The sequence below is a fragment of the Methanomassiliicoccales archaeon genome (genome assembly GCA_029907465.1).
Lineage (GTDB): Archaea > Thermoplasmatota > Thermoplasmata > Methanomassiliicoccales > JACIVX01 > JACIVX01.
The window spans coordinates 1-18,689 of sequence record JARYLV010000002.1 but is presented as its reverse complement, the minus strand read 5'-3'; the positions used below and the strand labels follow the sequence as shown (position 1 = coordinate 18,689).

Below are 18,689 nucleotides of genomic sequence, written 5' to 3'. Positions count from 1 at the left end.
GCTTCAGAGGTCCCGAAATGGAACGATGTCGCAACACGTGCACGCGTGACACATCGTTTTGAAGCTCAAAGTCGAAAGCTGGTATAATTCAAGGATCATCTTCTGTTCACTTGCAAGTCGGACAAGCCTTTCTGGTGATACTGGTCTTAAAGGATAGCCAAGGGCCTCCTCCAATTCGTTCCTATTCAAATCGTTAATCTTTAGAGGTCTTATCGTTGCAACGCATCCGAGCTTTGCCAAATGTTCCACACCCTCGAGGACGTTTTCATCAGTCTCTCCCAATCCAACAATGATATTGGAGCAGACTTTACCGGTTCCGAAAATCCTAACCGCGTATCGTATCATACGAATTATCGTGTCAAATTCAAGCTTATTGCAGACCTTTTTGAATATATCCCTATCAAACGTTTCGATGTTGATCTTGATTTCGTCTGCGCCTGCGGCCTTGAGCATTTCGATTTGTTCATAGCTATCCACATATGGCTCCACTCCGATTGGAATTTCAGGATCGAGTTGCTCCCTTACTCGTGAAACAATGTAGGCCATCTTCTCTACGGTCTCGCTCGGTGATCCGACGACAGCACTTGTCAATGCAACCGCCTTGAAATCGTGGCGCCTTGAGGCGTTAATAATCATTTCTACGATTTTTTCTGGGTCAAGGCATTTCACAATACGGGGGTCGAGTTTCTTCGATACACAGAATTTGCAGTCGTAGATGCAAGAAGTTTCAATATTAAAGAATGCCTGCTCAGGTGAATGATATAGTGTTGGTTGGATCTCGACAGAGTCGAGGAAAGGTTCCCCATTTCTTGTGAGTGCGAACTTGCCATCCTTCCGAGTGAGCTCAAATTCGCCCTGATCTCTTGAGATTGCTTTTTTAACTCTTAACCCCTGAAATGACAAGACGAGCGCAAGTGTGCCTGCACCCGGTCCAGCAGTCGACCTGCTCAAGCGAAACGGAAGCTCGAGATCGTGTGGAACCTTCACAGCCCCGCCGGTGATCAGTATCGCTTTTTTCATCGCGAGTTCATTCAAACGCGTTTCCACTTAACCCCCTCACCTGTATCCTCTAACTTGATCCCTTTTTCTGTCAATCTCTCTCTTATCATGTCTGCCAAGTCGAAGATCTTTCTCTTTCTAAGTTCCTGGCGCACATCAATGAGGATCTGGATCAGATCATCGGTTGATTCCTTAGCAACTGGAATTCTTGGCAAGATTCCAAGAACCTCATCAACTTCTTCCAGAAAAGAAATCGCATTACTTGCCCCTTCATTGCTTAACGAGCCATCCGAAAGTAGTTTGTTGACCTCTCTAATGAAATCAAATAGGACCGCGATTGCGCCACGAGTATTGAAATCATCATCCATTTGCCTTATGAAATTCTCCTTTGCGCTAGAGATCAGTTCCCGAGCGTCATTATCTCCCTTCAAAGTCCCGACTACCGATTTCAGCTCAGCATATGCATTGTGTAATCTTTTCAAACTCGCAGCAGCCTCTTTTAGAGCCGAATCGCTATAAGATAAGGGACCTCTGTAATGCGTATTTAGGATGAAGAAGCGGATCTCTTCTTTCGTATGATTTTCAAGTACTTGCTTTACAGTAAAAAAATTCTTGAGCGACTTTGACATCTTTTCCTCTTGAACCTGTAACATTCCATTATGCAACCAGTACTTTGCTGGGATTTTCCCCGTTACGACCTTTGATTGGAGAATCTCATTTTCGTGGTGTGGAAAAATCAGGTCGTTGCCACCACCATGAATGTCGATCATTTCCCCAAGCAGATTCAGACACATGGCTGAGCACTCGATGTGCCAACCAGGTCTGCCGTGGCCCCATGGACTCGGCCATGAGATTTCACCGGGCTTAGCCCCCTTCCACAAGGCGAAGTCAGCGGGGTTGCGCTTCATCTCATCGATAGTGATCCGTGCACCAGCCAAAAGTTCCTCTGGTTTTGCGCCCGAAAGGATTCCGTACTCCTTAATTCTGTCCATGCTGAAGTAAACGCTACCATCATCTGTCCTATATGCATAACCAGCGTTCTCGATTCTCTGTATCATATCAATTATTTGTGGTATGAACTCACTTGCACGTGGATAGAAATCGGCCTTCTTTACGCCGAGCATTTCGATCTCCTTGAAATACCGTTCGATATACATATTAGACAGCTGGAGCGGCTGGATTCCGAGCTCCTTAGCTCGGTTGATGATTTTGTCATCGACATCAGTAAAATTAGTCACATGGGTCACCTGGTAGCCGCGATATCTCAGATATCTTACAATCATATCGAACACGATGATATGCCTTGCGTGGCCCATATGGAGATCATCATATACAGTCACGCCGCAGACGTACATTTTGACCTTATTGTCTTCGATCGGAACGAATTCCTCCTTCCTCTTTGTCAGTGTATTAAAAACCTTTAAAGCCATGATTCTCTGCCTCGAATCGCGATGGGATTCGCCATTATTTTTCTTTTCTTACCAATCTCTCCAATTCGGCAACTCTATGCTCCAACTCTGCGATGCTGTTTGAAATGTTCATAAATGCATCGACAACAGGATCTGGTAACAAATCATGTCTCAAATCGATTTTTGTCATACCGTCCTTCTTGACCACTTTGCCAGGCACGCCAACAACCGTTGAATTCGGCGGTACATCCTTAACAACAACAGACCCAGCGCCTATCTTGACATTATCACCGATCTTTATATTACCAAGGATGGTAGCGTTCGCACCGATTACGACGTTGTTGCCGATTGTAGGATGCCTTTTTCCCTTTTCAGTGCTCACCCCGCCAAGCGTTACACCTTGAAAGATGCACACATTATCGCCGATCTCAGCAGTCTCGCCGATCACTACTCCAGTCGCATGATCGATAAAGAAGCCTTTACCGATCTTCGCGCCTGGATGGATATCAGCACCCGTTAAAATCCGCGCGAAATAGTTGATAGCTCTAGCCAGAAGATACTGGCCTTTGAGGTACAATCTGTGCGAGATTCGATGAAGGAGGATTGCATGAAGCCCTGGACTAAATAAAAGGGCTTCCTTGAACGACTTCGGTGCGGGATCGCGCTCAAGGACTGTATAAACGTCGTCTTTCCAGCTCATGTATACGCGCTCACTCGGAAAACATATCAGTACTCAAATATCTTTCTCCCGTGTCTGGAAGGATGACCACTACTTTTTTTCTCGGACCTAATTCCCTGCCGATCTTCAATGCAGCATGTAGTGCTGCTCCAGATGAAATACCCGCAAATATCCCCTCCTTTCGAACAAGCTCTCTCACCATTGATTTTGCTTCTTCGTCTTTCACGGTTATGATGCGATCTATGACAGACAAATCCAATACTTTCGGTATAAATCCAGCACCTATTCCCTGTATTTGATGCGGCCCCGGTTTACTACCTGACAGTACTGCAGACCTAAAGGGTTCGACTGCGACGATTTTCACATTCGGTTTAGTTGATTTGAGCACTTTCCCAACGCCGGTAATAGTCCCACCAGTTCCGACTCCAGCAACAAATGCGTCAAGATCTGGGACATCGTTCAATATTTCCCTGGCTGTTGTCTTCATATGAACCTCTGGGTTTGACGGGTTTTCGAACTGTTGGGGCATGAAGCAATTGTCGTTTTCCTTGAGAATTTCCTTGGCGCGAATTACCGCCCCGTTCATTCCTTCTTCTGCTGGTGTGAGAATCAATTCTGCACCAAACGCTTTCAGTAACTTTCTCCTTTCAATGCTCATCGACTCTGGCATCGTGAGGATGAGCCTGTAGCCCTTGACCGCGCAGACCATCGCGAGGCCGATGCCGGTATTGCCGGATGTCGGCTCAACAACCGTCATCCCTTTCTTCAGGCGTCCTGACTTCTCAGCGTCTTCAATCATTGCCAAGGCAATTCTGTCCTTAACAGAAGACATCGGGTTGAACGATTCGAGTTTACAGTAAATTTCCGCAGAATCCTCTCCGATAAGATTCTGTAATTTAACGATCGGTGTTCGACCGATTGTGCCGAGAATGTTGTCATATATCATTTGGTTTCACCATCGTTAATATATGATCGATAGATAGCATTGTCGTAAAGATGAACATTACGGTTTTCATTGAATAAAAACCAAAATCTTTCGAACTTCCAAGGTTGCTAACTTTCATGGCGATGTTCGGTGAAGATTGAGGTACTGGAGCCGGGATCGAGATTTGAACTCGAGTCTGCGGATCTCTGCAGCAAAATGACTGCAGTCCGCCACATGGCCGCTCTGTCATCCCGGCGTTTTCAAAGTAATTCAGTTAATCCATATTTCTATTTTATGGCCAATAATGGAATTGAAAAGAAATCTCTGAACCGATCGTCCAAGACAGGGATGAATTTGTTCGATTGCAGCGGAACCTAAGACAAACTTGTTCATAATAGATGGCGCAAAGCTATCTTGTTTAGACGAACTGTTAGTAAGAGGTTTGTTAAGAGAGCTATGGTCAAATTTCTTCCATAATGAGTTCCACCAATGGAGTTCGCTCGGTTCTGCGATTTGAATGGCAAAATATCTGAACAATGAGCATATTCCTAGGAATGATGATGCCCGAGCATTGCAAAGAAGTTTCCGTTCGTGATGTGGATTTCCCGTTGACACCTAGTAAAATCGCAGAAGTCGTCAAGGGAAAAAAGGCATACACGAGAACAAAGTATTATATCTTGAAAAATCAAGACCAGTACGCCGTTATTTCCATAAAAAAGGAAAACGGAAATGGGCTTTTTCGCAACATAGAATCGTTTGAAATTCTATCATTGCCTGATGAAACGGTTTTTATTGAAGACCACACAATCGATGTCATCAATCGCACCCAAATGGCAAAACTCTCCCAACAATACAAAGGAAAGCTTGTGGTTGTTAAGGGAATGTTCAATCACATTTCTTTCGTAAGAGATGAACAGTTTATCAGGATCAATGTTATTGATACGGTGCCGCCTAGACCATCGAAATTATCGGTGATGGTTGAGAGAATCATTTCGATGGGTCTGATCAACGCGCCAATAATAGCTAATCACATTGAGATTGATCTGGAATCAATTGCCTCCTCGTTGAAAACAAAGGGCGTAATCTTCCCATGTAAAGCATCGGGGGTCTCTTGCGATAAAGTCGTATATTTCCTCGATCAAGCGCCAGAAATAAGTGTTGAATCAACGCTCATTGGCTGCGATCTTTCGAGAAGGATCTTCAAATCTTTGTACAAGGGGGAAGTGGAATTTATTGATATATGCCCTCGGAGTCATGTGCACCCCGACGGGACACCGACAATTGTAAAATGTTGCAAGGTAAAATCAGGTTATGAACTGAAGAATCATGTGGTGGCTGTCCCTTGGGGCACTACAATTGAGGAGGTTAAAAGCGCACTCATGGCGCTTCTTGCGGCTCAGGAAAACAAAGAAATAGATCGTGATACCAAATAATCTTCTGAATAGTTATTAGATATGAACAGTCTTGAGACCTATCCCAAATTCATTTGAGAGGAACCGCAGTCCGCCCTCAGTATTTTCAAAAACTACATATTGCCTTCTAGGAATGTACCAGGTATGCCCTCGCAAACAGAATTCATTGCACTCAGTCCATACAATGTCAAGCAAAGGTTTAACAACATTATTGTTTATGATTCGACCCTGCGCGATGGAGAACAAATGCCTGGCGTCGCGTTCAACGCCGAACAGAAAATTACAATTGCAAGGTTACTCGATGATGCACGTGTTCCGCAGATTGAGGCAGGATTCCCAGCAGTATCTGAGTCTGAGCAGCAAATTATCAAGGAGATTACCTCACTTGGTCTGAGAGCAAAGATTCTAGCACTCTCTCGAGTCCTGAAAAGCGATATCGACGCAGCGGTCGATGCAGGTGTCGATCTTGTTTTGCTTTTTATCGCAACTTCAGATCTTCATCTCAAGTATAAATTAAAGATGAATAAAGAACAAGTTCTGAGCAGGGTGGTGGATGCACTAGATTACTGCAGAGAACGGGGTGTTCCGGCTAGCGTTAGCTCCGAAGATAGTATGAGAACAGATCTCGATTTTTTGATCAAATTCATGAAGACTGCTGAGGAAGCGGGTGCTTCAAGATTGGGTATTACGGACACCGTTGGATGCGCTTCGCCAGAGGCTGTTTCCTTCGTCGTGTCTTCCGTTGCTTCTAACGTTAAGAAACCTATCTCGATTCATCTCCACAACGATTTCGGCCTCGCGCTTGCAAATGCGATCGCTGCTGTTAAAGCTGGGGCGTCGGCTGTGACAACGACTGTGAATGGAATTGGTGAAAGATCGGGTAATGTTCCGCTCGAACAGTTCGTATCAGTCATGAAATTCATTTACGGTTGTGATCTCGGTATCGACTGCACACGGCTGAAGGAACTATCAGATACCGTCGCGAGGTTTTCAAAATGCCAGCTTTCTCCACACCATCCCCTCGTCGGCGAAAATGCCTTTGCACATGAATCTGGGATTCACGTCGCTGCGATTCTCAATTGCCCTATGACTTATGAGTGTATCCCTCCAGAAGCCGTCGGAAATCGAAGACGCCTTCTCATGGGCAAGCATACCGGGATGACGTTTGTGAAAAAGCGCCTAGAAGAAATGAATATCAATGCTACTAATGAACAGATTCAAAGAATCCTTCAGCTCGTCAAAATGATTGGGGAACAGAAAGGTCGCGTCACGGATGCTGAGTTTGCTCAATTAGTCGAAAAGGTCTTAAATGAAGTCAAAATGTGATTCGCATTCCTGATGCATCCCTTCTGAACTTGCCAAATTCAATGAGTGATTCGAGTTCTCTTCTGGAAAAAACTGGGCCTTCCTTGCATACTCTCTTGCCGTCAATCGCGCACGATCCGCATATCCCAATGCCACATTTCATGAACCTTTCTAGTGAAAACTGGCAATCAATGTCGTGTTTCTTGCAGAGATCGAATAATTGAGAGAGCATCGGCTCAGGACCGCATGCCAGCATCATATCATACTTCTCTTTATTCAGCATCTTTGCGGCCAGTTCGACAACCGTTCCCCTAAGTCCCTTCGTCCCATCATCTGTTGAAATAGCAACATAATTGGAGCATTTCTTCGCTCTTTCCACAAAGACCAGTTCTGTTTCAGTTTTTGCACCGATTGCGAAATCCACCGAGTCTCTTCTCAACGCCTCCGCGGCAGGCATTAGCGGCGCAATTCCATTTCCCCCACCGACGCATAGAACTCGTCCTTTGCTGAGTGAAAAACCTCTGCCATAAGGGCCTCGTACGCCTAGCAGATCACCAGGGCGAAGCGAGCATAGCGCCCTCGTCGCCTCGCCCACCTCCCTAACAGTAATACCTTTAAGGTTGTCTATATAAGAAAGCGACATGGGAATCTCGTCAATACCTGGAATCCAGATCATGAGGAACTGGCCAGGTAGACATTTTCTTTTTAGAGAGAACCTCAATGTCTTAACGCCATCAGCTTCCGTCACGACTTCTTTTATAGTGACCGCTTCAGGGAAGCTCATGCGCGACCCCCACGATTTCGTTAACCGCACTGTATCCCTCTCTTTCTAAGAATTTTCTCAGACCATTGTTTATGTCCTTGAAAACCCTCAAACCCTTTTTTTGAACAGCACTACCAATCTGCAATGCGGTCGCCCCTGCCATAAGATATTCCACCGCATCCTTCCAAGTCACTATCCCTCCGACCCCTATGATAGGAATATTGAGTGCCTCGTAAAGCTCGTAGACACATCTAATGCCAATTGGCCTAATAGCCGGTCCAGACAACCCTCCATATCTGTTTGCAAGGACAGGTCGCTTAAGATCGATTGAAATCGACATAGCTTTGACAGTGTTGATAGCGACGACGCCGTCACCACCAGCTTCCTCCACAGCCTTTGCAACATCAATCAATCGATGTGTATTGGGTGTCAATTTTGCGAAAACGGGGATCCGAATTTCATCTTTGATTTTCGAGACGATTTTTCTTACGATTTCTGGGTCGATCCCAATCTCCATCCCATAGCCCTTTGCATGAGGACAACTTAGATTGAGCTCAAGCGCTGCAACACCTATTTTTTCCATTCTTTTGCCCAGATAAGTGAATTCCGTTTCGTCCGATGCAAAAATGCTACCAATAATCGGGACGCCACAACTGATTGAATCTATTATCTCCTTTTCGAATTCATCGATGCCTGGATTTGGCAAGCCCATTGCGTTAATATAACCGAACTCGAGCTCGACTACAGTTGGATTTGGATAACCCTCTTTTGGTACACTACCAATCGACTTCGTTACAATGGCACCAACACCAGATTTTGCCACAGCATTGATGCAACCAGCCGTCTCACCAAGAATACCAGATGCGAGTATTGTAGGGTTTGAGAGTACAAGGTTACTCAGTTTCGTCTGCAATGAGATCATTCAATTGGGTTATGTTAATATTGAGATATTAAAATTGATCAGCGAGTTGTATCTCATTTATCGCTATCGACAATCATGAAATAGAGCGAAGACGATTGAGGACAGAAATATGGATGTTTACAAAATACGCAAGGACTTTCCTGTTTATACGGGAGAAAATAACGATCCAGTGTATTTTGATAATGCGTGCCAAACTCTTCGTCCGAGGCAAGTGATTGATGCTTTGAACGAGTATTATTTGAAGTACCCCGCATGTGCTGGTCGCAGTGTACATCGCTTTGCGACGGAAGTCTCGATCAAGATCGACGAAGCTCGTGAGAAAATCGCTAGGTTCATCAATTCATCTTCTCCAATGGAAATCATCTTTACGAAGAATTGCACAGAGGCTCTTAACCTCGTTGCAAAGGGTCTTGATTTGAAAAAGGGAGACGTGGTATTAACAACTGACATCGAGCACAACAGTAATCACATTCCATGGATGCAGGTTGCCAAATTCAGAGGGATTAAACGAAAATTCATTGAGACTTCAAATGATGGGATTTTTGATCTCGAGAAATTCAAAACAGTGATGTCAAAGGATATCAAGGTCGTCAGTTTTGCTCATGCGAATAATGTTGTAGGGACGAGTATTCCTGCCAAAGATGTGACTGAGATCGCGCATGATTACGGGGCAATTGTTGTGCTGGACGGAGCGCAGGCAGCGCCTCATATGCGAGTAGATGTTAAAGAATTGGATGCAGACTTTTATGCGTTCTCGATGCACAAAATGTTGGGACCATCGGGCGTTGGAGTACTTTACGGTAAGGAAGGTCTTCTAAAGAAGCTCGATCCGCTGATCACTGGGGGCGGAGCGGTGAGTGTAGCTTCTCTGGATGATGTCGAGTTTTTGCCATTGCCAGACAGATTTGAATCTGGTCTCTTAAATTACTCTGGCATAATAGGATCGTCTGCCGCAATCGATTATATAAATGAAATCGGCCTAGAATCAATCTCAAAACACGTGTGCAGACTTAATGGCGAAGTAACTGCGGGCCTGCGCGATAATCGGGCAATTGAGATCCTCGGGCCTCTTGATCACAAGCTTAGAGGCAATATTTTTTCATTCAACATAAAGGGCCTGGGCTCACACGATGTCGCAATGATGCTCGATCAAATGAAAAGAATCATGATCAGGTCCGGCATGCATTGTGCCCATCCTTTTTTCTTGAAGAGGGGATGTAATGGTTGTGCTCGTGCCTCTTTTTATATTTACAATACTGTAGAGGAGTGTCAGACTTTTGTACAGGCCGTTCAAGAAATTGTTCAGATCTTTTCCAGCTGAACGACTAATATATTCCCGTCTTCAACCACCAAATTCTTTAGAATGAGAGTATCTCCGTAACCGAAACAAAGCATGTCAACAAGACAATCATTTGAGCTTTCACTTTGATCAGTCTTCAAAATGATATTGTCTGGTATGGATGAAGTGAACTCCCTCTCATCAGTAATCAGTTTGACATATCCTTTTTTAATAACGAGAACACAATCTGGAGACGGCAATATATCCTTCATATAGATCTTCTGCACCGCATATGGATAATTCTGGACAGTACGGAAGAGATCGCATATTTCTTCCAAGGAGTTCTTGATGCTCATCGACTCGACCTCAGAATTCATCAAATTGAACATAGATAAAAAGGTACAAATGATAAGGAAGCCGCACAATCCAACCGCAAATCGTGAAAGCAAGAATTCAATCAAATGATATCACCTCCGCTTGAACAAACCTCAGGCGACCGATCTCAGCGCAAGAAAGGGATAGCTTAGTTCCTCCGTTTTCAATTGTTATTGGTTGACCAGAATCTGAAACAATGACAATTTTCGGGTTGTCGAGAACTATTGTACCGCAGAGGACGCCGTTGATAAAACATTTGATCGTCAATGAAGCACTGTCATTAAGACTGCCACCAAATTCCAGTCTGCTAACCTGGCCAAAAGTTCCTTTAGGGACTTCGACCTCGATCGTCCTCGTATTTCCAGGGCCGGAAAGATATGCTGAATATGCAGTCCTGCGGATCTTTTCCGCTTCAACAAGCAGTTGTTTTTCGATAACTAGCGTGTCGTAATATTCCGCATTTTCAAAAAGAATAGGCGCAGTCAGGGAAAGGATAAGAAAAATGATCATAAGTTTAAGGGGCAACCCCTCTAGTCCATTCCTGTCAAAAGCTCTCATGTCGATTCACTCAGATATGACTGGTATCGTGAGGCTCGAATCTGTCCCATATCCGCTTTTTGCAACAGTCACAGTGACGAACCCGACCGCCGTACCGCTCTGTGAGACTGAGAGTTGACTGAGTTTGACCTTTCCTGATGCATCCGTTATGCCGTGGGCTGTCCTTCCATCCTCAAAGGCGATATTCGCTCCCTGGAGGACTACCGAGGCACCTGGAATCGGATCTCCGTTCTGATCGACGACAGTGATCGTGAGCGTCAAATCGCTCCTTTCGTACAATCCATCGGAATTTTCGTCAGAAACGACGATCTCGCTAGGTGACGCATAAACAGCACCAATGCTTTTTGGTGCTTCGAGTCCGGTCATCCAACCAAGGATCATTGTCATCCCGATGCCAGCAATGACCACCATCAGGATCAGCTGCAATGGGAGACCCTCAATGCCCCCTTCTGCATCTTTTTTGATTTTCTTGCCCCTTAATTTCATATCGTATCACGGAGATTGGATGGGGCAAAAAAAGATAATAATGATATCAGTACTTCTAATATAACTCCGATAAAGTCTCAGGGCAGTTTTGCTTGAAAACCCCCCAATAAATCAAACTGCATCGTTCAAGCCAAATTTACTTCATCAATGGTGCTATAAATAGGTCCTTTTGGCGTCAATACAGACTTCTTCAATCTGATCGACCGTACTACCTCTTCCCCAAATTCTTCCTTACTGTATTTGTCTATAAGCTTCTCTATTTTCGTGGATGAGGTAACCTCTTTTGTCCTTGCAAGAGTCAGATGAGGACTAAATTCCCTCTTCTCCTTTTCAAATTCAAGCGAATGTAATTCTTCATCGATTTTTTTTGCGATAACAGCAAGCTGTCCAGCATCCTTAATTCCAATCCAGATCACACGAATTTTCGATTTCGATGGAAAAGCGCCAGTCCCTACCAGTGAGATTGTAAATGGCCTCATTCCTTCGGTCGCCTTTTGAATAATTTCCATGATACTCGGAATTTGTGAGTCATCAGTATCTCCGAGGAATTTCAAGGTGATATGCATGTTTGTTTGATCAACTATTTTGAGCGATGGCAGAGTTGTCTTAAGCTCTCTGAGGATTTTCGTTATTTTCTCATTAGTCTCTAGGTCAACCGCGATGAAACCCCTAAATCTCGCCATTTCAATCCTCTACTCTCGAAAGAACTTTTTCGAAGGCTTTCTTCGCATCCTCATCAAATAATACAAATTGAATCAACTGCAAGCCTGTACCTTTCTTTATGTAGTCAATTACCGTGTTAATCATCACTTCGGCAGCCTCATCAATAGAAAAACCTCCTACACCGGTTCCTATTGCGGGGAAAGATATGCTCTCGATCCCGAGTTCATCTGCTCTTTTTAGGCTCGCTAAAGTGCATGAAGCGATCTTCATGGCGTCTGTTTTCAAGTCCTGGCCCATGCCGGCAGCATGTATTACATACCTCGCTTTCAGCCGGCCAGCTCCAGTGACTATTGCTTCGCCAACTGGAATCGGACCTTTTGACACCGCCTCCTCCTCAATTTCTTTTCCACCTTTTCTCTTAATTGCACCAGCTACGCCAGCACCCATCCATAGTCTATTGTTTGCAGCATTAACGATCGCTTCTGTGTCCATCTCGGTGATATCGCCTCTAACTACTCTCAGGGTAGTTCCCTTGATCGTCTTTTGCATAAAAACCTCTATTTCTGCGAATATATGTAAGAATATCTCCCTTTAAGCACCAAGAGAGAATAGATCCCCTCCCTTGAAGAAAGAAATGCTTATGTTGAGAAAGTCATTCACAATCAGAGATGACCTACGACTTAATCATCATTGGTGCAGGACCTGCTGGATTGACGGCTGGAATTTACGCGCGTTCTCGCAAGTTAAAGACACTGATCCTGGAAGCTGGCAGCGCCGGTGGACAATTGGTCTCGCTTTATCCGGATAAAGGAATTGAGAATTATCCAGGTTGCGTCCTAACACAGGCCGAAAAGCTCGCGAAGAGAATGGTTACACATGCATTGAGTATGGGTTGTGAGCTTCATGAGAACGAAATGGCCCATGATATCCTTGAGAAGGACGGACGACTGCTCGTTGTCACGGACAAACAGCAGTACGAGACTAAGGCGGTCATTATTGCCGCTGGTATCGGGCTTTTCAAACCAAAGACGCTTGGTATTCCAGGGGAGGATCAATTCGAGAATAAAGGGGTTTTCTATAAAATTCCCGATAAGGAAAGCCTCGTCGATAAGCGTGTTCTTTTCGTTGGTGGTGGTAATAGCGCCCTAGAAATGGCTCTCATCGCATCTGAAGTGGCGGAGACATATATCGTGCATCGACGAAACGAATTCAGAGCTGATGAGTCTGTTATTGAAAAAGTGAAGCGATCAAGTATAAAGACAATACTCAACGCTGAACTCGAGGAAATTAAAGGAGATCAAACTGTGAACAGCGTTACGATCAAGGTTGGGGGCGACCGAAAGGTGAGCCTCGACGTCGACGTGGTTGTTATCAATATTGGTTATACCCCGGATCTAAAAGATATTCAGAGATGGAATGTGGAACTGGAAGACAACTTGATCAAGGTGGACACGGCCATGCGTACCTCGCGTCCAGGCGTATTCGCATGCGGGGATGTCGTGACCTACAGGGGAAAATACAAGCAGATAGTTACGGCTTGTGGGGAGGCGGCAACAGCTGCGAATAGTGCTTACAAGTATATCATGAAGCCCTATTGGTCATAGCTCGCGTCTCAGATCTTTTTATTTAATTTTGAATTAATGAATTTAATCGCGAGTAGAACAAGGACAAAAGAAAGAAACAGACCAAAACCACTAACGATAATCGAACGATTGTCATCAAAAAGTCCACCGAGAGAGACGAGTAGGTTAAAAGCCCCATGCATCATCACGGCAAACAAGTAATATGGAGTTATCGATTTTCCTTCAAATCTCTTCTTTGCAACACCATAGCCAACAATCGACGTTGCAGACCCATGCAAAAGTGCTGAAGAGTAGCTGCGCAATAGGGCGACTGTTAGGAACATTAAAACGCCCCCCTCAGCCATCGCGACGCTCTCGTAAAGGAGATTTTCTGTCGCGGCAAACCCCAATCCCGTCGCTGCGCCAAATACGAATCCGCTTTTCGTTTGTCGTAATTTCGTCGACGACTTGAGTAAACCTAGCATTTTTGCAAATTCCTCAGCGAAAGGAGCAATGACCACTACAATAATGAGTGACAAGAGTGAAGGATTCCTAGAAAGAATCTCGTATTCTCTAAAAACTGGGCTGAGGAGTAGAGTAATTGCGAGGAGTTCAATTAAGATGGCAATAACAACGGCGATAATTGCTCCATAAAGAAATAAAATCAATAGCTGCAACCAGGATTCCCTTTTGCCGGTACTTGCAGATCTGAACCATGAAAGGAAAATCAGGGAAGGAACAACTGCTGCGAAAATCAGTATGATCAATTGAAGTATCTGTGTTAATGCCACTGATATCTGAATTGCGATCAGATATTTATATGTTAATCGTTAAAAAATAGAAATGATGACGTCATGAAAGATTTTGAAGTTTGGATTTATTCCTAATGGAAAAAATGATTTTGATATAGGGTGATGGATGATCGTTTCATTTCTTTTCGATTGTGATACAGTTGTTCGGGCATTCATCGGCGCAGGAACCACAATCGAGGCACTTTGACTCGTCAACGATCGCCACATCCTCGACTTCAATGCATTCCTGCGGACAAACATCAGCGCAAGCTCCACATCCGACGCATTCATCTGCGTTCACTTTCGCGACCATAATGATACCTCTGCGGCTTGTAATTGAAAAGGTCTATAAATTCCTTTTTGTCTGGTCATACCATCACCATGCGATGAGGTTCAGGTTAGAAAATAATAAGATTTTATTTTTTAGAAAAGATTTAATCACAATCAGAGGTTATTATAGGTCTCAATCATCAATTTCAAGACACCCAAGGATCATGTATTAAAATATATAACGATTATTCACTGGAAAAACCAGAAGTACTCGATGGTTGTTCTGGGATTTATGTGGCAGCCCCTTGATTTAGATGCGTGGCTCAAGAAGAGAAGTGAGAAATTTGGGGTAGTTAAGACATCTGTGATGGAAATCCTCGATGCAGTGAAGAATGGGGGCAACAAGGCGCTTATCGAATTGACTGAGAGATTTGATGGGATAAAGATTGAGTCGATCGAAGTCAGTAAAGAAGAGCGAAGAAGAGCCCTCAGAAATATTCCTCCATCACTCATGCGAGCTCTAGAAATTGCAAAATTACGCATTGAACGATTTCATCAAATGCAGCTAGAAGGACAGTCCTGGTTCAAAGAAGTGGATAAGGGAATCTCTTTAGGTATGAAACTCACTCCGTTAAGACGCATTGGTGCATATATCCCTGGTGGAAAAGCGTCTTATCCCTCAACAGCGCTGATGTGCGTCGTTCCAGCGAGGGTTGCTGGCGTAAACGAAGTCTGTTGTTGCTCACCTCCTCCTGTAAGCGATACAACGCTCGCTGCGTTGGAAATTGCTGGCGTCGACGAGGTGTACAAGATCGGCGGGGCTCAGGCAATAGCTGCGATGGCGTTCGGGACTGAGAGTATTAGACCAGTACAGAAGATTGTTGGTCCAGGCAACATATTTGTGACGACCGCTAAACTCCTTGTTATGGATCGAGTCGGAATCGATTTTCCAGCTGGTCCATCCGATATCGTTGTGATCGCAGATGAAACCTCATGTCCGCAATTCGTTGCGGCTGATATCATAGCTCAAGCGGAACATGACCCAAATGCCATGTGTTTCCTTATCTCTTTGGATAAGGAATTGCTGGTGAATGTGGAGCGCTTGATAATTGAGATGGTTCAAAAAGCAGAAAGAAAGAAAATTATTCAGGACGCTTTGAAGAACATGGGAGCTATTCTTGTTAGGAACTTAGAGGAAGCTGTGGCCATTGTTGATAAAATTGCTCCCGAGCATCTATCAATCCAAACAAAGAACCCAGAATCGCTAGTCGATATGGTTCACAATGCAGGTTCCATCTTCGTCGGCTCTTATTCCGCAGTTGCTTGCGGAGACTATGCATCTGGACCGAATCACGTTCTCCCGACAGGTGGTTATGCAGCTATCTATTCTGGGCTTGATATCCGTCATTTTTGTAAGGCTTCATTCGTGCAATCGCTCTCAAGAGAAGGCCTAGGTTTGATCGCAGATACTGTTATAGAGATAGCGAGAGCAGAAGGTCTTTATGCGCATGCTGATTCGGTCAGGATACGGCTAGCTTATTGACGGGGAAGAAGAACCGAACAAAATATCACAAGGATGAGTGCAAAACTTTTCAATTTGCGATGGTTCGCACGCAATGTATTTGAGAGGAATTATCCATGTTGACTGGCGTTCATGAACGAAAACTCTAAACTCGAAATGTCCAAGATTTTGAATCGAGCACAAAGAACAGAAATCACTGAGTACTGTGTTTACAAGACACTGGCAAAAACCTGCAAAAGCGAAAATAATCGAAAAATATTGGAAGAGATTGCAAACGACGAATTGACACATTACAGATTCTTGAAAACCCTAATTGGGAAAGATACATTCCCTAATAAATACCAGGTTGCAAAATATTGCCTTTTATCAAAAATATTTGGTTTAACGTTTGCATTAAAACTGATGGAAAAAAATGAGCGCAGCGCTGAAGACGTTTATAAAAAAATATCAAATCTGATGCCAGAAGTCAAAGACATAATCGAAGATGAAGATCGTCACGAAAGTCTCTTGATATCATTAATCGATGAAGACCGATTGAAGTATACAGGCTCTATTGTCTTGGGGTTGAACGATGCTTTGGTTGAGCTGACTGGCACACTAGCTGGATTTACTCTCGCATTCGAAAAAACAAAGATTATTGCAATGGCCGGATTGATTGCTGGGATTGCTGCCTCCTTTTCAATGGGGATTTCTGAATATCTTTCAACAAAAGCGGATAATGATGGCAAGAATCCAATGAGGGCTTCAGGATATACGACGATTGCTTATATGCTGACGGTTTTTTTGCTTATCATTCCTTTTTTATTGTTCAGCAGTTCTCTCGTTGCGCTCTCAGTTACGATTCTTAATGCGATCATAGTGATTTTCATTTTTACATATTACATATCAATCGCAAAAGATCTCCCCTTCAAAAGGCGATTTGTGGAAATGGCCGGATTAAGTCTGGGCATCGCTGCATTGACATTTGCTATTGGATTCGTTGTGAGAGAACTATTTAATATTAATCTATAGTTGAAATGGTCTGAGTGATGTTTCTTCGATCCATTCATTGAAATACCACCATTCTTATTGTTCTAATGAAAGTAGATGACAGTCGGTTTAGTATCCTTCGGGACAAGAGTTGATCGTGGTTGGGGCGTTAGAGTTCGCTCTCTCGTGCAGATGATTTCAAGTTTCTCGCCTATAGAGATTTTTCATATCGAAAATGATGTTGATAAACCGGCTGCGAATCTGAGATTACCTTTGATTATTGACGGTATTAGAAATTCACATTCCACGCATATTGAGGTGGCAGAGGGTGTAAGAACGAAGATTTCGCGGTTGTTCAACTATTACAGAAATGATCGTGTGAAGATTTCAACAACATTATTGGATAGGATAGAGACAATTGGAGCTTTTCAGGTAGAGAGCCTAGATCTATTCTTTCTTGCCAATTCATTAAATAAGCACAAGAAACCAGTAATATTAGACGAGCATAATGTGTACTGGAATCTTTTGAAGTATGGGATGTTCGATTCCCCCTTTTTTAGAGGGGCGGTTGGTAGAAACCGTTTTATTCGAAAAACAGCAGCCATCTGGCTATTAGACAGAGCGAGGAGATTTGAACTCCGATGCTTAGATGCTGCAGACGCTGTCTTTGTGACTTCCGAGGTCGATAAGAGTCACATTGTCTGTGCATACCCCGAGCTTGAAAAGAAAATAACCGTGATACCTAACTGCATCGATGCTACCGAGTACCCGGTTGAGAGATTCAGAAAAACAAATGAGGAGACCCGTAATATTGTATTTGTCGGGAGATTGGATTATTCTCCAAATATCGATGCTGTCCAAACTATTATAAAGGAGATAGCACCACGATTCGATCAAAGAATTCGATTCCAAATTGTCGGCGGCCCAATTCCGAATGTTGAATGTGGCCGAGAAAATGTTGATTTTCTAGGGATTGTACCTGATATCAAGGAAGTCCTGAGAAATGCGGATGTCTGCATAGCACCGCTTCGCTTTGGGAGCGGAACGCGAATAAAGATTTTGGAATATCTCGCAATGTGCAAACCCGTTGTTTCAACATCGATTGGATGTGAGGGATTGATGGTCGAAAACCGCCGCAATATCATGATCGCAGATGATACTGGTGCTTTTGTCCGCGCGATCCGAGAATTGATCGAAAATCGTGATCTCGCGATTTCCATCGGTAAAGAAGGAAGGCGACTTGTAGAGGAAAAATACGACTGGCGAATATACGCTCCGATAGTTCGGTCTGTTTATCGTTCGCTTGGGGTTCTGGAACAATAGATTTAAGATTGCGAGTTTATTATAATTAACTATGAAGGTCTTTACGCGCGAGGAGCTGAAAGAATTTAACGGCAAAAATGGGAAACCAGCGTACATTGCCGTAAAGGGCAAAGTTTATGACGTGACGAAGAGCTCATTATGGGAAGACGGTGAGCATCAATTCGAACACTATGCTGGTATGGATCTCACAAACGAGATCGGCGATGCGCCTCATGATGAAGATGTTCTTGAGCGTTTTCCTATTGTAGGCACATTGAAGGAAGACTGATCGAGGTATTGGATTTTAGGAAAGAAGATATTGAACTAGCCATGCCTATTGGATAGCACAATTCCCCGTCGATTAGTCCAGATATGGTTTAGTTTGGGTAAGAGGGAGTCCTCTTGCCTCCATTCTAATCGATCTGGATGTTTCGATCCCTATCTTTTTTTGTGGCCTCAGCAATCGATTCGACTTCCTTCTTCTCCTTTTCCATTGCT

Annotated in this window: 21 protein-coding genes and 1 tRNA gene; 8 read left to right on the top strand and 14 right to left on the bottom strand. The window is 43.9% G+C overall.

Annotated elements, in window-relative coordinates; all coding sequences use genetic code 11:
* Nucleotides 1-3: 3 nt before the first annotated feature.
* From QHH00_01000 to QHH00_00980, 5 genes are all read right to left on the bottom strand, one after another.
* Nucleotides 4-1,047, bottom strand: a complete 1,044-nt coding sequence (locus tag QHH00_01000) for a radical SAM protein (GenBank protein ID MDH7507962.1) — start codon at nucleotides 1,045-1,047, stop codon at nucleotides 4-6.
* Nucleotides 1,032-2,429: a cysteine--tRNA ligase gene (cysS, locus tag QHH00_00995; protein MDH7507961.1), complete on the bottom strand. Its 1,398-nt coding sequence runs from the start codon at nucleotides 2,427-2,429 to the stop codon at nucleotides 1,032-1,034. The genes QHH00_01000 and cysS overlap by 16 nt, the downstream gene beginning before the upstream one ends.
* 34 nt (nucleotides 2,430-2,463) lie before the next feature.
* Nucleotides 2,464-3,108: a serine O-acetyltransferase gene (gene cysE / locus QHH00_00990; GenBank protein MDH7507960.1), complete on the bottom strand. Its 645-nt coding sequence runs from the start codon at nucleotides 3,106-3,108 to the stop codon at nucleotides 2,464-2,466.
* Between the two features lie 10 nt (nucleotides 3,109-3,118).
* On the bottom strand, nucleotides 3,119-4,033 hold the full coding sequence (cysK, locus tag QHH00_00985; GenBank protein MDH7507959.1) for a cysteine synthase A: 915 nt from the start codon (nucleotides 4,031-4,033) through the stop codon (nucleotides 3,119-3,121).
* A 145-nt stretch (nucleotides 4,034-4,178) separates the two neighbouring features.
* Nucleotides 4,179-4,268: transfer RNA gene (locus tag QHH00_00980), tRNA-Cys, on the bottom strand.
* A 352-nt stretch (nucleotides 4,269-4,620) separates the two neighbouring features.
* On the opposite strand from QHH00_00980, the gene QHH00_00975 reads away from it, so the two are divergent.
* The gene (locus tag QHH00_00975; protein ID MDH7507958.1) at nucleotides 4,621-5,445 is read left to right on the top strand and encodes a hypothetical protein; all 825 of its coding nucleotides are present in this window, start codon (nucleotides 4,621-4,623) and stop codon (nucleotides 5,443-5,445) included.
* 123 nt (nucleotides 5,446-5,568) lie between these two features.
* Nucleotides 5,569-6,750 carry a homocitrate synthase family protein gene (locus QHH00_00970; GenBank protein ID MDH7507957.1) on the top strand — a complete coding sequence of 394 codons (1,182 nt, stop codon included), beginning with the start codon at nucleotides 5,569-5,571 and terminating at the stop codon, nucleotides 6,748-6,750.
* Here QHH00_00970 and QHH00_00965 read toward each other — a convergent pair.
* Nucleotides 6,740-7,513 (bottom strand): dihydroorotate dehydrogenase electron transfer subunit, encoded by a 774-nt coding sequence (locus QHH00_00965; GenBank protein ID MDH7507956.1) that lies wholly within the window; start codon nucleotides 7,511-7,513, stop codon nucleotides 6,740-6,742. The genes QHH00_00970 and QHH00_00965 overlap by 11 nt on opposite strands.
* On the bottom strand, nucleotides 7,500-8,414 hold the full coding sequence (locus tag QHH00_00960; protein ID MDH7507955.1) for a dihydroorotate dehydrogenase: 915 nt from the start codon (nucleotides 8,412-8,414) through the stop codon (nucleotides 7,500-7,502). The genes QHH00_00965 and QHH00_00960 overlap by 14 nt, the downstream gene beginning before the upstream one ends.
* A 109-nt stretch (nucleotides 8,415-8,523) precedes the next feature.
* Between QHH00_00960 and QHH00_00955 the strand changes: the two genes are divergently transcribed.
* Nucleotides 8,524-9,735 carry a cysteine desulfurase gene (locus QHH00_00955; GenBank protein ID MDH7507954.1) on the top strand — a complete coding sequence of 404 codons (1,212 nt, stop codon included), beginning with the start codon at nucleotides 8,524-8,526 and terminating at the stop codon, nucleotides 9,733-9,735.
* On the opposite strand, the gene QHH00_00950 is transcribed toward QHH00_00955, so the two are convergent.
* The 5 genes from QHH00_00950 to QHH00_00930 form a co-directional block, all read right to left on the bottom strand.
* Nucleotides 9,717-10,049 (bottom strand): hypothetical protein, encoded by a 333-nt coding sequence (locus QHH00_00950; protein MDH7507953.1) that lies wholly within the window; start codon nucleotides 10,047-10,049, stop codon nucleotides 9,717-9,719. The genes QHH00_00955 and QHH00_00950 overlap by 19 nt on opposite strands.
* Before the next feature lie 97 nt (nucleotides 10,050-10,146).
* Nucleotides 10,147-10,626, bottom strand: a complete 480-nt coding sequence (locus QHH00_00945) for a hypothetical protein (GenBank protein MDH7507952.1) — start codon at nucleotides 10,624-10,626, stop codon at nucleotides 10,147-10,149.
* Between the two features lie 6 nt (nucleotides 10,627-10,632).
* Complete coding sequence (locus QHH00_00940) at nucleotides 10,633-11,112, bottom strand: carboxypeptidase-like regulatory domain-containing protein (protein MDH7507951.1); 480 nt, start codon at nucleotides 11,110-11,112, stop codon at nucleotides 10,633-10,635.
* A gap of 125 nt (nucleotides 11,113-11,237) precedes the next feature.
* Complete coding sequence (gene thpR, locus QHH00_00935) at nucleotides 11,238-11,795, bottom strand: RNA 2',3'-cyclic phosphodiesterase (GenBank protein MDH7507950.1); 558 nt, start codon at nucleotides 11,793-11,795, stop codon at nucleotides 11,238-11,240.
* A gap of 1 nt (nucleotide 11,796) precedes the next feature.
* Nucleotides 11,797-12,324, bottom strand: a complete 528-nt coding sequence (locus QHH00_00930; GenBank protein MDH7507949.1) for a macro domain-containing protein — start codon at nucleotides 12,322-12,324, stop codon at nucleotides 11,797-11,799.
* Between the two features lie 119 nt (nucleotides 12,325-12,443).
* Between QHH00_00930 and QHH00_00925 the strand changes: the two genes are divergently transcribed.
* Nucleotides 12,444-13,379 (top strand): NAD(P)/FAD-dependent oxidoreductase, encoded by a 936-nt coding sequence (locus tag QHH00_00925; GenBank protein ID MDH7507948.1) that lies wholly within the window; start codon nucleotides 12,444-12,446, stop codon nucleotides 13,377-13,379.
* Between the two features lie 8 nt (nucleotides 13,380-13,387).
* On the opposite strand, the gene QHH00_00920 is transcribed toward QHH00_00925, so the two are convergent.
* The gene (locus tag QHH00_00920; GenBank protein ID MDH7507947.1) at nucleotides 13,388-14,128 is read right to left on the bottom strand and encodes a PrsW family glutamic-type intramembrane protease; all 741 of its coding nucleotides are present in this window, start codon (nucleotides 14,126-14,128) and stop codon (nucleotides 13,388-13,390) included.
* 136 nt (nucleotides 14,129-14,264) lie between these two features.
* The gene (locus QHH00_00915) at nucleotides 14,265-14,441 is read right to left on the bottom strand and encodes a 4Fe-4S binding protein (GenBank protein MDH7507946.1); all 177 of its coding nucleotides are present in this window, start codon (nucleotides 14,439-14,441) and stop codon (nucleotides 14,265-14,267) included.
* Nucleotides 14,442-14,672: 231 nt separating this feature from the next.
* On the opposite strand from QHH00_00915, the gene hisD reads away from it, so the two are divergent.
* The 4 genes from hisD to QHH00_00895 all read left to right on the top strand — a co-directional run bounded on the left by hisD (nucleotide 14,673) and on the right by QHH00_00895 (nucleotide 18,480).
* Nucleotides 14,673-15,941 (top strand): histidinol dehydrogenase, encoded by a 1,269-nt coding sequence (gene hisD / locus QHH00_00910; protein ID MDH7507945.1) that lies wholly within the window; start codon nucleotides 14,673-14,675, stop codon nucleotides 15,939-15,941.
* Nucleotides 15,942-16,076: 135 nt separating this feature from the next.
* On the top strand, nucleotides 16,077-16,931 hold the full coding sequence (locus tag QHH00_00905; protein ID MDH7507944.1) for a VIT1/CCC1 transporter family protein: 855 nt from the start codon (nucleotides 16,077-16,079) through the stop codon (nucleotides 16,929-16,931).
* A gap of 75 nt (nucleotides 16,932-17,006) precedes the next feature.
* Entirely contained in the window at nucleotides 17,007-18,212 is a 1,206-nt protein-coding gene (locus QHH00_00900; GenBank protein MDH7507943.1) for a glycosyltransferase family 4 protein, read from the top strand.
* Nucleotides 18,213-18,243: 31 nt separating this feature from the next.
* The gene (locus QHH00_00895) at nucleotides 18,244-18,480 is read left to right on the top strand and encodes a cytochrome b5 domain-containing protein (protein MDH7507942.1); all 237 of its coding nucleotides are present in this window, start codon (nucleotides 18,244-18,246) and stop codon (nucleotides 18,478-18,480) included.
* Nucleotides 18,481-18,689 lie beyond the last annotated feature (209 nt).

Bases quoted from the DNA above. Each gene is read 5' to 3' on its own strand.
- cysS (MDH7507961.1), bottom strand. From the start codon at position 2,429: ATGGCTTTAAAGGTTTTTAATACACTGACAAAGAGGAAGGAGGAATTC.
- cysE (MDH7507960.1), bottom strand. From the start codon at position 3,108: ATGAGCTGGAAAGACGACGTTTATACAGTCCTTGAGCGCGATCCCGCA.
- cysK (MDH7507959.1), bottom strand. From the start codon at position 4,033: ATGATATATGACAACATTCTCGGCACAATCGGTCGAACACCGATCGTT.
- QHH00_00970 (MDH7507957.1), top strand. From the start codon at position 5,569: ATGCCCTCGCAAACAGAATTCATTGCACTCAGTCCATACAATGTCAAG.
- QHH00_00965 (MDH7507956.1), bottom strand. From the start codon at position 7,513: ATGAGCTTCCCTGAAGCGGTCACTATAAAAGAAGTCGTGACGGAAGCT.
- QHH00_00960 (MDH7507955.1), bottom strand. From the start codon at position 8,414: ATGATCTCATTGCAGACGAAACTGAGTAACCTTGTACTCTCAAACCCT.
- QHH00_00955 (MDH7507954.1), top strand. From the start codon at position 8,524: ATGGATGTTTACAAAATACGCAAGGACTTTCCTGTTTATACGGGAGAA.
- QHH00_00950 (MDH7507953.1), bottom strand. From the start codon at position 10,049: ATGAGCATCAAGAACTCCTTGGAAGAAATATGCGATCTCTTCCGTACT.
- QHH00_00945 (MDH7507952.1), bottom strand. From the start codon at position 10,626: ATGAGAGCTTTTGACAGGAATGGACTAGAGGGGTTGCCCCTTAAACTT.
- QHH00_00940 (MDH7507951.1), bottom strand. From the start codon at position 11,112: ATGAAATTAAGGGGCAAGAAAATCAAAAAAGATGCAGAAGGGGGCATT.
- thpR (MDH7507950.1), bottom strand. From the start codon at position 11,795: ATGGCGAGATTTAGGGGTTTCATCGCGGTTGACCTAGAGACTAATGAG.
- QHH00_00930 (MDH7507949.1), bottom strand. From the start codon at position 12,324: ATGCAAAAGACGATCAAGGGAACTACCCTGAGAGTAGTTAGAGGCGAT.
- QHH00_00925 (MDH7507948.1), top strand. From the start codon at position 12,444: ATGACCTACGACTTAATCATCATTGGTGCAGGACCTGCTGGATTGACG.
- QHH00_00915 (MDH7507946.1), bottom strand. From the start codon at position 14,441: ATGGTCGCGAAAGTGAACGCAGATGAATGCGTCGGATGTGGAGCTTGC.
- hisD (MDH7507945.1), top strand. From the start codon at position 14,673: ATGGTTGTTCTGGGATTTATGTGGCAGCCCCTTGATTTAGATGCGTGG.
- QHH00_00905 (MDH7507944.1), top strand. From the start codon at position 16,077: ATGTCCAAGATTTTGAATCGAGCACAAAGAACAGAAATCACTGAGTAC.
- QHH00_00900 (MDH7507943.1), top strand. From the start codon at position 17,007: ATGACAGTCGGTTTAGTATCCTTCGGGACAAGAGTTGATCGTGGTTGG.
- QHH00_00895 (MDH7507942.1), top strand. From the start codon at position 18,244: ATGAAGGTCTTTACGCGCGAGGAGCTGAAAGAATTTAACGGCAAAAAT.